The sequence below is a fragment of the Streptomyces sp. T12 genome, assembly GCF_028736035.1.
Classification (GTDB): domain Bacteria; phylum Actinomycetota; class Actinomycetes; order Streptomycetales; family Streptomycetaceae; genus Streptomyces.
The window spans coordinates 8,047,467-8,060,813 of the sequence record NZ_CP117866.1 but is presented as its reverse complement, the minus strand read 5'-3'; the positions used below and the strand labels follow the sequence as shown (position 1 = coordinate 8,060,813).

Sequence of the window (13,347 nt, the reverse complement as noted above, 5' to 3'; positions counted from 1 at the left end):
CTCAGTGAGCGACGTCCGCCGTCGCCTCGGAGAGCGACTGCGCGAAGACGAGCGCCTGGCGCACCGTCTCCGGGCCGTCACCGGCCTCGCTGACCCGCAGGCTGAGGTCGTCCGCCGTCGAGTTGCCCGTGTAGCCGTGGTCGGCCTCGCAGTTGGGGTCGCCGCAGGCGGCGGGCTCCAGGTCGATACGGGAGACGGCGCCCCAGCCGATGGTCAGCACCACCTCGCGGGGCAGCGTGCCCGGCTGGTACTGCTCCGGGTTGGCGACCACACGGCTGACCACCACCGACGAGATCCGGCCGAGCTTCACGGACTCCGTGGACGTCGTGGCGTACGGCGTCGGGGAGGTGCTGTCGGCGGCCTGCTCGTCGGTGTGGCTGACGATGAAGCGGTTGCCGGTGAGGACGAGCACGGTCACGTGCCGCCGCACCTCGTTCTGGTCGAACGTCGTCTCCTGATGGACCAGGTACGACCGGATGGGCTCGCCGCCCACAGCGGCCTCCACCGCGTCGGCCACGAGGGCCGGGTAGTAGCCGCTGCGCTCGATCGCCGCACGCAGCCCCTGGGTCGTCGTACTGGTCTTGGCCATGACGCCCATCCTACGGGGGCCCACTGACTGCGAGGCACCGCTCGCGGCGGTCTCAGTACGTCGGCAGGGTCCTTGGCCCGAGGTCGTCGCGGGCAGGCGGTGGCGCGAGGCGTACCGAGGCGCCGAGCACGCTCAGGCCGTGCGTGGCGACGACGACCGGCTCCAGGGTGACCGCGACGACCTCCGGGTGGTCGTCGACCAGCCGCGACACCCTCAGCAGCAGCTCCTCCAGGGCAGGTGTGTCGACGGGCGTGGAGCCGCGCCAGCCGAAGAGGAGCGGTGCGGTCCGGATCGAGCGGACGATCGAGGTCGCGTCGCGGTCGGTGACGGGGATCAGCCGGTGCGCCGTGTCACCGAGCAGCTGCGAGGCGGCCCCGGCGAGGCCGAAGGACAGCACGGCGCCGGCCGCCGGGTCGATCACGGCCCGTACGACGGTGTCGACGCCGCGTGGCGCCATGCTCTGCACCACCGGCCGCAGCTCCTCCGGTCTGCCGAACAGCTCGGCCAACTCGGCGTACGCCCGCCGCAGTTGCTCCTCGTCCGCGAGATCGAGCCGTACGCCGCCGAGGTCGGCGCGGTGGCGCAGATGCGGGGCGGTGGCCTTGAGGGCGACGGGGTAGCCGAGGGTGTGGGCGGCGTCGGCGGCGGCGTCGGGGGTGGGCGCGTGCAGGGCGCGGTGCACGTGGATGCCGTACTTGCCGAGCAGGTCGCACGTCTCGTCCGTGCCGAGTGTGAGCCCTTGCCCGCGCGCGAGCAGGCCGCCGATCAGCTGGGCGGCCCCCTTCTCGTCGATGTCCTCGTACTCCGGCACCTTCCCGGGGTCGGCCGCCTCGCGCCGCCACTGGGAGTACTTGACGGCTTCGGCGAGGGCGCGCACGGCACGTTCGGCCGCGGGGTAGGCGGGGATGAGCCGGGGCGCGTTCTCCGAGGTGTCCGACTGCTCGGGCGGTGTCTCGGCCGGGAAGTCCAGGGGGCGGAACGGGTGCGTGGCACGGAGCCCGGTGCCGAGCGCCGTCCTGCCCGCCTGTGGTGCGGTGCTCGCTGCGGCCGACAGGGCCTGCGCCAGACCGCCCAGCTCCACGTGCACCACCAGCACCGGCTTCCCCGGCACCCCTTCGGCCGCCGACCGCAGTGCCTCCGCCAGTTCCGCATCCCCCGGCGACACCTCCCCGATCGCCGGAATCGCCGTCACCACCACCGCATCGCAGGTGTCGTCGGCCAACGCGCGCGACAGTGCCGCCCTGAAGTCCGCGGCCGACGCCCCCGTCGTCAGATCCAGCGGCGGCAACGGCCGCAGCCCCTCGGACAGGCACGCGTCGTACGTCAGCAGCCCCAGCGACTCGGAGTTCCCGAGGATCGCCACGCGCGGCCCGGCCGGCAGCGGCTGGCGCGCGAGCAGCAGTCCCGCGTCCACCAGCTCGGTGATCGTGTCCACCCGGATCACCCCGGCCTGCCGCAGCAGCGCGGACACCGTGGTGTGCGGCAACCGCGTGGCCCGGACCGCATGCCCCTGCGGTGCCGCGCCGCCGTGCCGCGCCCCCTGCACCACGACCAACGGCTTCGCCGCCGCCGTACGTCGCGCGAGGCGGGTGAACTTGCGCGGGTTGCCGATGGACTCCAGGTACATCAGTACGACATCGGTGTCCGGGTCGTCGTACCAGTACTGAAGGACGTCGTTGCCGGACACGTCTGCCCGGTTGCCGGACGAGACGAGGGTCGACACGCCCGTGACCCCGGTGACCCCGCCGCCGCGCCGGTGCAGCCGGGACAGCAGCGCGATCCCGATGGCACCGGACTGGGCGAACAACCCGATCCGGCCGGGGCGGGGCATCTCGGGCGCCAGGGAGGCGTTCAGTCGTACGTCGGCGGAGGTGTTGATGATCCCGAAGGCGTTCGGCCCGATGATGCGCATGCCGTACGCGCGCGCGTGCCGGACGAGTTCGCGCTGCCGCTCGCGCCCGTCGGGCCCGCTCTCGGCGTACCCGGCGGAGACCACGACCAGCCCCTGCACGCCGTGCTCGCCGCACTCGGTGACCACCTCGGGGACGTACTCGGCCGGTACGGCGACCACCGCGAGGTCCACGGGCCCGTCGATGTCCCGTACGGACCGGTGCGCGGGCACGCCGTCGAGCTCCTTGAGGTCCTCCGGGAACGCCTTGTTCACGGCGTACAGCCGCCCCGTGAACCCGGCGTCCCTGATATTGCCCAGGACGCTGCGGCCCACCCCGCCGGGCGTGCGGCCGGTGCCGATGACGGCGACGGAGCCGGGCACCAGCAGCCGCCGCACGGACCGCGCCTCGGCGCGCTGCTCGCGCGCGTACTGCACGGCGAGCGAGCGGTCCGTCGGCTCCAGGTCGAACTCCAGGCGTACGACGCCGTCCTCGAAGCTGCGCTTCTGGGTGTACCCGGCGTCCGTGAACACCTTGATCATCTTGGAGTTGGCGGGCAGCACCTCGGCGGCGAAGCGGCGGATACCGCGCTCGCGGGCGACCGCGCCGACGTGTTCGAGGAGGGCGGAGGCGACGCCGCGTCCCTGGTGGGCGTCCTGGACGAGGAAGGCGACCTCGGCCTCGTCGGCGGGGGCCGACGCGGGCATTCCGTCGGCGCCGATCCGGTCGTAGCGTACGGTGGCGATGAACTCGCCGCCCACTGTGGCCGCGAGTCCCACCCGGTCCACAAAGTCGTGGTGCGTGAAGCGGTGGACGTCCTTTGCGGACAGTCGCGGGTAGGGCGCGAAGAAGCGGTAGTACTTCGACTCGTCCGACACCTGCTCGTAGAAGCTGACCAGGCGCTCGGCGTCATCAACGGTGATGGGGCGGATGCGTGCGGTGCCGCCGTCGCGCAGCACCACGTCGGCTTCCCAGTGGGCGGGGTACTCGTGCCGGTCCGAGGCGCTCTGCATGGGGCCCAGAGTACGGCTCGCGTACGACAACGGCGCGAGGCAGTCTGTGGAGGACGTATGACGGGTCGAGGCCGCGACCCGACGGTCACCTCAGGAGGGGCGTTTTGTCCCTCCCGGCATGCTTCACGGGTGTGGGAAACTGGTCTAGACAACCCTGAACACCGAAGGGCAGCATCACATGGCTGAGCGCCGCGTCAACGTCGGCTGGGCCGAGGGCCTTCACGCCCGCCCCGCTTCCATCTTCGTCCGGGCCGCCACGGCCGCAGGCATCCCCGTGACGATCGCCAAGGCCGACGGCAACCCCGTCAACGCGGCCTCCATGCTGGCCGTTCTGGGCCTGGGCGCCCAGGGCGGTGAGGAGATCGTCCTCGCCTCCGACGCCGAGGGCGCGGACGCCGCCCTCGACCGTCTGGCGAAGCTGGTCTCCGAGGGCCTCGAGGAGCTTCCCGAGACGGTCTGAATGACCTGAGCGGGCCTCCGCTGCACACGGTGAAGCCGCGTCTGCCTTTCCGGCCGACGCGGCTTCGCTGTTTTACGGCAGGCGGCCATGGAATTCACGGGCAACCTGAAAAAGGGCAGCGGAAATTACCCGCCGCCAAATATCTCCTCTTTGTATACGGCGCCCGTGTTAATGCCGCAGACTCGGCATGTTTACGGGATGTTGCGAATTCCTCACACGCTCCGCGCCGTCACCGCCGGAGCCGAACCGCAGTCGGTGCGCGGAGATCGCGCGCTCGGTGTGCAGCGCCGTGATCGCGCGGGCGCGATCACCGTCGCCGCGCGCCACCGCGTCCACGATCGCGCCGTGCTCGGTCCAGGACTCCACGGGGTCGACCGGCGACTCCACCGCGTACATCCAGGCGATCTTGTGGCGCAGTTGGGTCAGCATCGAGGTCAGGGCGGGGCTGCCGCAGGCCTGCGCGAGCGTCTCGTGGAACCAGCCGCCCAGGGAGCGCAGATCCTCGCTGTTGCCCCGCCTGGCCCGCTCCTGTCCCAGCCTGACGAGGCCGCGCAGGACCTTCAGATGGGCCTCGGTGCGCCGCTGGGCGGCCCGGGAGGCGCCGAGCGGCTCCAGGAGGGTGCGCATCTCCAGCAGGTCGGCGGCCTCCTGCTCGGTCGGTTCGGCGACGCACGCGCCCGCGTGTCTCCGGGTCACCACGAAGCCCTCCGCCTCCAGGGTGCGCAGGGCCTCCCGCACGGGGACGCGGGAGACGCCGTAGCGGCGTGCGAGGAGTTCCTCGGTGAGCCGGCTGCCGCGCTCGTAGACACCGGCGACGATGTCGTCCCGGATCGCGGTGCATACCGAGTGCGCCGGAATACGCATGACCGACCTCCGCTTTAATCCCCGTGAAACGTCGACGAATGACGTGTGTTCAGTGACTCTATTGCACCCGGCTGGAATTTCCGATGGCGGGTCGGAATCCATGGATATTTTTTGGACAGCCGGTCGTCCGAAACGCCGAAAGCCCCGGCTCGGGAGCCGGGGCTTTCGGGGAGGGGAGGCGCAGTGGAGCCGTCAGAGGTTCACGCCGTGCGAGCGGAGGTAGGCGACGGGGTCGATGTCGGATCCGTACTCCGCCGTCGTGCGGGCCTCGAAGTGCAGGTGCGGTCCGGTGACGTTGCCGGTGGCGCCGGACAGGCCGATCTGCTGGCCGGGCGTGACGGCCTGGCCCACCGAGACGCCTATGGACGACAGGTGGCCGTACTGGGTGTACGTACCGTCGTTCATCTTGATCACGATGTTGTTGCCGTACGACCCGCCCCAACCGGCCTCCACGACGGTGCCGGAGCCGACCGCGTGGACGGAGGTGCCGCTGGCGGCGTGGAAGTCGACGCCCGTGTGGCTGCCGGAGGACCAGACGGCGCCGCCGGCCTTGTAGCCGGTGGAGATGTACGAGCCGGAGATCGGCGCCACGTAGGACAGCAGGCGCTTGCGCTCGGCCTCGCGGGCGGCGCGCTCCTTGGCCTCGCGCTCCTGCTTGGCCTTCTCGGCCGCCTTCTTGCGCGCGGCCTCCTCGGCGGCCTTCTTACGGGCCGCGGCCTCCTCGGCGGCCTGCTCCTGGGCGGCGGCCTGGGCGTCGATCTGGTCGGCGATCGAGTTCTCGATGGTGACGACGGGGATGAGGCCGGTCTGCTCGACAGCGGGTTCGGCGGCGAGCGCCGGGGTGGCGAGGGTGCCTATGACGCCGGTGGCAGTGAGAGCGGCGACGCCCGCAGCGCGGGCGGTGGTGCGCTCGAACCGGCTGGGGCGACGGTGCTTCCCGGTGGGACGGTTCTTCCCGGTGGCGCAGGTGAACGCCATGTAGTGGCTGGTCCTTTCCTTCCTTCTCGCCTACCGGGTTAGCTGACGGGTTCGGAGCAGGAAGGTCTCCTACGGACCCCCTCGCGGCTGCGCGGGCGTCCGATTCACCCCAGGGACTTCGATGGGTCCCCGGCTCCCCTGGCTCGCGCCGTACGGGGACTCGGCGATGGCTGTCCGGTGCCGCGGGCGCGGCGCACTGCCTGACGGACAGCCCGCAAGACGCTAAGCGGGACAACTTTCAATCCCCAAACGGATCACGGCTTTTGTAGCGCATCCCACAGGCCAGACAGGCAACCTCTCCCTCAATTCGGGCATAAAGGGGCCCCGGTGACTCTTTCGTCACCAGGGCCCCTGCACGCGCGTGCCGCTGGCCGGCGCTGTGCCTGCCTCTACTCGGCTGCCGCTGTTGCTACTCGGCTGCCACGACGGTGACTTCGCCGATGCCGAGGGCCTCGACGGGCTCCCGGATCTCGGCCGCGTCGCCGACGAGGATCGTCACCAGCCGGTCCACCGGGAAGGCGCTCACGGCCGCCGCGGTGGCCTCGACGGTGCCGGTCGCGGCGAGCCGCTGGTACAGCGTCGCCTGGTAGTCGTCGGGCAGGTGCTGCTCGACCTGGTCGGCCAGGGTGTTCGCCACGGAGGCGGCGGTCTCGTACTTCAGCGGCGCCACCCCGACCAGGTTCTGCACGGCGAAGTCCCGCTCGGCGTCGGTGAGCCCTTCGCCGGCGACCCCGCGCAGGACCTTCCAGAGGTCGTCCAGAGCCGGACCGGTGTTCGGGGTGTCGACGGAGCCGCTGATGGCGAGCATGGCCGCGCCCGTGCCGTCCGGGGCGGAGCGCAGGACCTGCCCGAACGCGCGCACACCGTAGGTGTAGCCCTTCTCCTCGCGCAGGACCTTGTCCAGGCGGGAGGTGAGGGTGCCGCCGAGGCAGTAGGTGCCGAGCACCTGCGCGGGCCACACGCGGTCGTGCCGGTCGGGGCCGATGCGGCCGATCAGCAGCTGCGTCTGGACGGCGCCGGGGCGGTCCACGATGACGACGCGCCCGGTGTCGTCCGCGGTCACCGGCGGGACCGGCCGGGGCTGGGCCGGGGAGCCGGTCCAGGCGCCGAGGCTGTCGCCGAGCAGGTCGTCGAGGTCGACGCCGGTGAGGTCGCCGACCACCACGACGGTGGAGGTGGCGGGGCGCACATGCCGCTCGTAGAAGGCGCGTACGCCCGCGGAGTCGATGCCCGCGACCGTGTCCTCGGTGCCCTGGCGCGGGCGGGACATGCGCGAGGTCGCCGGGAACAGCTGCTTGGAGAGCTCCTTGGCGGCGCGGCGCGAGGGGTTGGCCATCTCGTGCGGGATCTCGTCGAGCCGGTTGCGCACCAGACGCTCGACCTCGGCGTCCTCGAACCCGGGCGCCCTGAGGGCGTCGGCGAGCAGACCGAGGGCCTTCGGCAGGCGGGAGACAGGCACCTCGAGGCTGACGCGGATGCCGGGGTGGTCGGCGTACGCGTCGAGCGTGGCGCCGCAGCGCTCCAGCTCGGCGGCGAACTCCTCGGCGGTGTGCTTGTCGGTGCCCTCGGACAGAGCCCGCGCCATGATCGTGGCGATGCCGTCCAGGCCCTTCGGCTCGGCCTCCAGGGGTGTGTCCAGGAGCACCTCGACGGCGATGACCTGCTGGCCGGGGCGGTGGCAGCGCAGGACCGTCAGGCCGTTGTCCAGCTTGCCCCGCTCGGGCGCCGGGAACGCCCAGGGCCGGGCCTCGCCGGCCTGGGGCTGCGGGTGGAACTCCATGCTGGCGAGCTCGGTCACTGCGCCGACTCCTCGTTCTCGTCGGTGGTCTCGGCGGCCTCGAGGTCGTCGGCCTCGGCTGCGGTCGGCTCGTACACGAGCACCGCGCGGTTGTCGGGGCGCAGGCGGGCCTTGGCGACCGCCTGGACCTCCTCTGCGGTGATGTCGAGGACGCGCTGTACGGCGGTGAAGGCGAGCTGCGGGTCGCCGAACAGGACGGCGTACCGGCACAGTTCGTCGGCGCGGCCCGCGACGGTGCCGAGCCGGTCCAGCCACTCGCGCTCCAGCTGGGCCTGCGCGCGCTCCATCTCCTCGGCGGTGGGGCCCTCCGCCGCGAAGCGGGCGAGCTCCTCGTCCACGGCCGCCTCGATGACCGGCACCTCGACGTCGCCGGAGGTCTTCACGTCCAGCCAGCCCAGGGAGGGCGCCCCGGCCAGGCGCAGCAGGCCGAACCCGGCCGCCACGGCCGTACGGTCGCGGCGGACCAGCCGGTTGTAGAGGCGGGAGGACTCGCCGCCGCCGAGGACGGTCAGCGCCAGGTCGGCCGCATCGCACTCGCGCGTGCCGTCCGTCGGGAGCCGGTAGGCGGCCATCATCGCGCGCGCGGGGACGTTCTCCTCGACGACCTCGCGCAGCTGCTCGCCGATGATCTCGGGCAGCGAGCCGTCGCGCGGCTCGGGCTTGCCGTCGTGGGCCTGGATGGTGCCGAAGTACTTCTCGACCCAGGCGAGCGTCTGCTCCGGGTCGATGTCGCCGACGATGGACAGGACGGCGTTGTTGGGCGCGTAGTAGGTGCGGAAGAACGCGCGGGCGTCCTCCAGGCTGGCCGCGTCCAGGTCGGCCATCGAGCCGATCGGCGTGTGGTGGTAGGGGTGACCGTCCGGGTACGACAGGGCGGTGAGCTTCTCGAAAGCCGTGCCGTACGGGACGTTGTCGTAGCGCTGGCGGCGCTCGTTCTTGACGACGTCGCGCTGGTTCTCCAGGCCCTCCTCGTCGAGCGCCACCAGGAGGCTGCCCATGCGGTCGGCCTCCAGCCACAGCGCGAGCTCCAGCTGGTGGGCGGGCATGGTCTCGAAGTAGTTGGTGCGCTCGAAGCTGGTGGTGCCGTTCGGCGAGCCGCCCGCGCCCTGGACGAGCTCGAAGTGGCCCGTGCCCTTCACGCTGCTCGAGCCCTGGAACATCAGGTGCTCGAAGAGGTGGGCGAGTCCGGTACGGCCCTTGACCTCGTGGCGGGAGCCGACGTCGTACCAGAGACAGACCGCGGCGACCGGCGTGAGGTGGTCCTCGGAGAGCACCACACGCAGGCCGTTGGCCAGGCGGTGCTCCGTCGCGGTGAGGCCGCCGGATTGTGCCTCCGGTGTGGCCGTGTGACCCATGGGCAAGGTGTCCTTCCGGTCGCGTGCACTGCGTTGTGCCGAGCAGTTCGTATTCAGCTCCTGCCACTGTATGCAGCGTCCGAAGGGTCGGCGAAGTTCCCGGTCAGAACGCCGTGTCCGTACGGCGGTGAACGCGAGCCGGGGGCGCCGAGGAGGACAGCGCTCGGGCACGGCTCGCCGTCCCCTCTGACCTGCCTGCCGCCGCACGACCTCGGACGGTGCTCGCCGATCACTCCGGCGAGTGAACGGTCTCGCGGCGCGCGCTTGCCCTCCCGCAAGCGCTGCCTCGGCCAGGGCGGTTGGTGGTCCGTCCCGACCCTCGGTCGCAGGCAGAGCCGGGCGTCGGCGACACTTCTCGGACGCCGGGCGGGAGCCCAACATCGGATCCTGGTCGGTGGTTGTCAGTGGCGCGGTCCACAATGGTCCGCGTCAGATCCCGCAAACGCTCGAGCGACCAGAACCAGAGGAGCCGGCAGCGATGGCCCGCCGCAGCACGAAGACCCCGCCGCCCGACGACTCGTACGAGGAGAAGATCCTCGACATCGACGTCGTCGACGAGATGCAGGGCTCCTTCCTCGAGTACGCGTACTCGGTCATCTACTCGCGCGCCCTGCCGGACGCCCGCGATGGCCTCAAGCCGGTGCACCGCCGCATCGTCTACCAGATGAACGAGATGGGCCTGCGCCCCGACCGCGGCTATGTGAAGTGCGCCCGCGTCGTCGGCGAGGTCATGGGTAAGTTGCACCCGCACGGCGACGCGTCGATCTACGACGCCCTGGTGCGCATGGCCCAGCCCTTCTCGATGCGCGTCCCGCTGGTCGACGGCCACGGCAACTTCGGCTCGCTGGGCAACGACGACCCGCCGGCCGCCATGCGGTACACCGAGTGCCGCGCCGCCGAGCCCGCGAGCCTGATGACGGAGTCCATCGACGAGGACACCGTCGACTTCAACCCCAACTACGACGGCCAGGAGCAGGAGCCGGTGGCGCTGCCCGCCGCCTTCCCGAACCTCCTGGTGAACGGCTCGTCGGGCATCGCGGTCGGCATGGCCACCAACATGCCGCCGCACAACCTCGCCGAGGTCATCGCGGCCGCCCGCCACCTGATCCGCTACCCGAGCGCGGATCTGGACGCCCTGATGAAGTACGTCCCGGGCCCCGACCTGCCCACCGGCGGCCGTATCGTCGGCCTCTCCGGCATCCGGGACGCCTACGAGACGGGCCGCGGCACGTTCAAGATCCGTGCCACGGTGTCGGTGGAGACCGTGACGGCGCGCCGCAAGGGCCTCGTCATCACCGAGCTGCCCTTCGCGGTCGGCCCGGAGAAGGTGATCGCCAAGATCAAGGACCTGGTCGGCTCGAAGAAGATCCAGGGCATCGCCGACGTCAAGGACCTCACCGACCGCGAGCACGGCCTGCGCCTGGTCATCGAGATCAAGAACGGCTTCGTGCCCGAGGCGGTCCTGGAGCAGCTCTACAAGCTGACGCCGATGGAGGAGTCCTTCGGCATCAACAATGTCGCGCTGGTCGACGGCCAGCCCCTCACCCTGGGCCTCAAGGAGCTCCTGGAGGTCTACCTCGACCACCGCTTCGAGGTCGTGCGGCGCCGCAGCGAGTTCCGCCGCGGCAAGAAGCGCGATCGACTGCACCTGGTCGAAGGCCTGCTCACGGCGCTGCTGGACATCGACGAGGTCATCCGGCTGATCCGGTCCAGCGACAACTCCGCACAGGCCAAGGAGCGCCTGATGGAGCGCTTCTCGCTGAGCGAGGTCCAGACGCAGTACATCCTGGACACCCCGCTGCGCCGTCTCACCAGGTTCGACCGTATCGAGCTGGAGGCGGAGAAGGACAAGCTGAACACGGAGATCGCGGAGCTGACCCGGATCCTCGACTCGGACGCCGAGCTGCGCAAGCTGGTCTCCTCCGAACTGGCCGCGGTGGCCAAGAAGTTCGGCACCGAGCGGCGTACGGTCCTGCTGGAGTCGGCGGGCAGCCAGGTCTCGGCGGTACCGCTCCAGGTGGCGGACGACCCGTGCCGGGTGCTGCTGTCCTCGACGGGGCTGCTGGCCCGTACGGCGAACGGCGACCCCTTCGCGGAGGACGGCGACGCGAAGCGCTCCAAGCACGACGTGATCATCTCGGCGGTGTCGGCCACGGCCCGCGGCGAGGTGGGCGCGGTGACGTCCACGGGCCGTCTGCTGCGCATCAACGTCATCGACCTGCCCCAGCTGCCGGAGACGGCGTCGCGGCCGAACCTCGCGGGCGGCGCGCCGCTGTCGGAGTTCGTCTCGCTGGAAGGCAACGAGACCCTGGTCTGCCTGACCACGCTCGACGAGTCCTCCCCCGGCCTGGCGATCGGCACGGAACAGGGCGTCGTCAAGCGCGTGGTGCCCGACTACCCGACCAACAAGGACGAGTTGGAGGTCATCACTCTCAAGGAGGGCGACCGGATCGTCGGCGCGGTCGAGCTACGCACCGGGGAGGAGGACCTGGTCTTCATCACGGACGACGCACAGCTGCTGCGCTACCAGGCCTCGCAGGTCCGCCCGCAGGGCCGCGCCGCCGGCGGCATGGCCGGCATCAAGCTTGCGGAGGGCGCGAAGGTCATCTCCTTCACGGCGGTGGACCCGGCGGCCGACGCGGTCGTCTTCACGGTCGCGGGCTCGCGCGGCACGCTGGACGACTCGGTCCAGACGACGGCCAAGCTGACCCCGTTCGACCAGTACCCCCGCAAGGGCCGCGCCACCGGCGGCGTCCGCTGCCAGCGGTTCCTCAAGGGCGAGGACTGCCTGTCCGTGGCCTGGGCGGGCGCCGCCCCGGCGCGGGCCGCGCAGAAGAACGGCACTCCGGCCGACCTCCCGGACATGGACCCGCGCCGCGACGGCTCGGGCGTGTCGCTGCCGAAGACGGTGGCGGTGGTGGCGGGGCCGGTCTAGGCCTCCTGGAAGTCCTCTTCCCCCGGGTCCTGCACATAGCGCAGAACGCCCCACATGCCGTGCTCGTCGGCGTGTGGGGCGTCGCTCTTGCACGCCTCCAACTCCTTGCCGAGAGCGGACGCGTCGATACCGGAGCCGATGAGCACGAGATGGGTGAGGCGTGCGTCGGAGGAATCCCAGGGCTCCGGGTAGAAGCGCAGGAACCGCCCCACGGCATGGACGCCGTACCGGTTACGGGCGTCGTACGGCCCGAAGTCGACATATCCCTTGATCCGGTAGAGCCCCTGCGGCCGGCTGTCCAGGAACGCCATCAACCGGCGCGGGTCGAGAGCGGCTTCGGAGACGAAGGACAGGCTGTCGTAGGCGTCGTGCAGGTGACCGTGATGGTCGCCGTCGATGTGGTGGCAACCGTCGCTGTCGTCACCGGTGCCCTCGTGCAGGTCGTCGAAGGACAGCTGCCCGATGCGCTCCTCGCTGGGCCTGCAGTCGAAGAGGAACTCGGGGTCGATACGGCCGTAGGTGGCGGGGACGACGGCGGCGCGGTCGGTGAGGTCGCGGACCAGCCCGAGGATGCGCTCACCGTCCGCCGCCCGGTCGAGCTTGTTGACCACGACGAGATCGGCGAGGGCGAGGTGCCGGTCGATCTCGGGGTGCTTCGCGCGCGTCTCGTCGAACTCGGCGGCGTCGACGACCTCGACGAGCCCGCCGTACACGATGCCCGGATGTTCACTGGCGAGCACCATGCGCACGAGCTCCTGGGGCTCGGCGAGCCCGCTGGCCTCGATGACGATGACGTCGATCCCGGTGGACGGCCGGGCGAGCCGCTCCAGGTAGACGTCCAGCTCACTGGCGTCGACCGCGCAGCACAGGCAGCCGTTGCCGAGGGAGACGGTGGAGTCGCCGAGCGCGCCGGCGACGGCCATGGCATCGATCTCGATGGCGCCGAAGTCGTTGACGAGGGCGCCGATGCGGGTGCCTCCGCTGCGGTGGAGGAGGTGGTTGAGCAGAGTCGTCTTGCCGGAACCGAGGAATCCGGCGAGTACGACGACCGGAATCTGCTGCGGACCGGGGCTCGGCTGACTCAACGTGCGACCTCTCTCACGCCGACGGGTGCGCCGGCTCGCGGAGCGGCGCACGTACGAGGATTGAATGCCGACCCAGGATACGAGCCGGAAGAAACACCGCGAAGTGAACGATTGTTAGCAGCACTTGCCGGGCAGACGTTGGGCATGGCGCCGGAGTGTGCGACCCTCGCTTCCCTCCGTGCGCCTCCTCTCCGCCTCCCCGCCGATCAGAGCCGCTCGGCACTCTGGGAGACGGCAAGCGCCGCCCACCGCTCGCCGGTCCCCTCCAGTCGACCCGCACCCCGACGACCGGCGGACGGCCGCCTGATCGGGGGTAATTGACATGGCCACACGGAAATACTCTGCGGGGAGGCTGGCCTCCGCCGCCCTGACTCTCCTCGC

9 protein-coding genes and 1 riboswitch are annotated in these 13,347 nt (G+C 71.1%); of the genes, 2 read left to right on the top strand and 7 right to left on the bottom strand.

The genetic code is table 11. The features are described from left to right. Window position 1: 1 nt before the first annotated feature. Together PBV52_RS36220 and PBV52_RS36215 are read right to left on the bottom strand one after the other, a co-directional pair. The gene (locus PBV52_RS36220) at window positions 2–589 is read right to left on the bottom strand and encodes a DUF5998 family protein (RefSeq protein WP_274244262.1); all 588 of its coding nucleotides are present in this window, start codon (window positions 587–589) and stop codon (window positions 2–4) included. A 52-nt stretch (window positions 590–641) separates the two neighbouring features. Then, entirely contained in the window at window positions 642–3,491 is a 2,850-nt protein-coding gene (locus tag PBV52_RS36215; protein WP_274244260.1) for a bifunctional GNAT family N-acetyltransferase/acetate--CoA ligase family protein, read from the bottom strand. Between the two features lie 178 nt (window positions 3,492–3,669). On the opposite strand from PBV52_RS36215, the gene PBV52_RS36210 reads away from it, so the two are divergent. Further along, window positions 3,670–3,951 (top strand): HPr family phosphocarrier protein, encoded by a 282-nt coding sequence (locus tag PBV52_RS36210; RefSeq protein ID WP_016432192.1) that lies wholly within the window; start codon window positions 3,670–3,672, stop codon window positions 3,949–3,951. Window positions 3,952–4,119: 168 nt separating this feature from the next. Here the strand turns inward: PBV52_RS36210 and PBV52_RS36205 are convergent, their stop codons facing one another. The 4 genes from PBV52_RS36205 to PBV52_RS36190 form a co-directional block, all read right to left on the bottom strand. Continuing rightward, window positions 4,120–4,815: a GntR family transcriptional regulator gene (locus PBV52_RS36205; protein ID WP_274244256.1), complete on the bottom strand. Its 696-nt coding sequence runs from the start codon at window positions 4,813–4,815 to the stop codon at window positions 4,120–4,122. Between the two features lie 192 nt (window positions 4,816–5,007). Then, complete coding sequence (locus tag PBV52_RS36200; protein ID WP_274244254.1) at window positions 5,008–5,793, bottom strand: M23 family metallopeptidase; 786 nt, start codon at window positions 5,791–5,793, stop codon at window positions 5,008–5,010. 13 nt (window positions 5,794–5,806) lie between these two features. Then, a riboswitch (cyclic di-AMP (ydaO/yuaA leader) is annotated at window positions 5,807–5,969 on the bottom strand. A 233-nt stretch (window positions 5,970–6,202) separates the two neighbouring features. After that, window positions 6,203–7,591: a pitrilysin family protein gene (locus PBV52_RS36195; protein ID WP_274244252.1), complete on the bottom strand. Its 1,389-nt coding sequence runs from the start codon at window positions 7,589–7,591 to the stop codon at window positions 6,203–6,205. Beyond that, a complete protein-coding gene (locus PBV52_RS36190) occupies window positions 7,588–8,946 on the bottom strand; it encodes a pitrilysin family protein (protein ID WP_274244250.1) in 1,359 nt (452 codons plus the stop codon). The genes PBV52_RS36195 and PBV52_RS36190 overlap by 4 nt, the downstream gene beginning before the upstream one ends. A 478-nt stretch (window positions 8,947–9,424) precedes the next feature. On the opposite strand from PBV52_RS36190, the gene PBV52_RS36185 reads away from it, so the two are divergent. Continuing rightward, window positions 9,425–11,881 (top strand): DNA topoisomerase (ATP-hydrolyzing) subunit A, encoded by a 2,457-nt coding sequence (locus PBV52_RS36185; RefSeq protein WP_274244248.1) that lies wholly within the window; start codon window positions 9,425–9,427, stop codon window positions 11,879–11,881. On the opposite strand, the gene PBV52_RS36180 is transcribed toward PBV52_RS36185, so the two are convergent. Further along, on the bottom strand, window positions 11,878–12,966 hold the full coding sequence (locus tag PBV52_RS36180; protein ID WP_274244246.1) for a GTP-binding protein: 1,089 nt from the start codon (window positions 12,964–12,966) through the stop codon (window positions 11,878–11,880). The two genes, PBV52_RS36185 and PBV52_RS36180, sit on opposite strands and share 4 nt — an antisense overlap. Window positions 12,967–13,347 lie beyond the last annotated feature (381 nt).

Bases quoted from the DNA above. Each gene is read 5' to 3' on its own strand.
- PBV52_RS36190 (WP_274244250.1), bottom strand. From the start codon at position 8,946: ATGGGTCACACGGCCACACCGGAGGCACAATCCGGCGGCCTCACCGCG.
- PBV52_RS36220 (WP_274244262.1), bottom strand. From the start codon at position 589: ATGGCCAAGACCAGTACGACGACCCAGGGGCTGCGTGCGGCGATCGAG.
- PBV52_RS36215 (WP_274244260.1), bottom strand. From the start codon at position 3,491: ATGCAGAGCGCCTCGGACCGGCACGAGTACCCCGCCCACTGGGAAGCC.
- PBV52_RS36210 (WP_016432192.1), top strand. From the start codon at position 3,670: ATGGCTGAGCGCCGCGTCAACGTCGGCTGGGCCGAGGGCCTTCACGCC.
- PBV52_RS36200 (WP_274244254.1), bottom strand. From the start codon at position 5,793: ATGGCGTTCACCTGCGCCACCGGGAAGAACCGTCCCACCGGGAAGCAC.
- PBV52_RS36185 (WP_274244248.1), top strand. From the start codon at position 9,425: ATGGCCCGCCGCAGCACGAAGACCCCGCCGCCCGACGACTCGTACGAG.
- PBV52_RS36205 (WP_274244256.1), bottom strand. From the start codon at position 4,815: ATGCGTATTCCGGCGCACTCGGTATGCACCGCGATCCGGGACGACATC.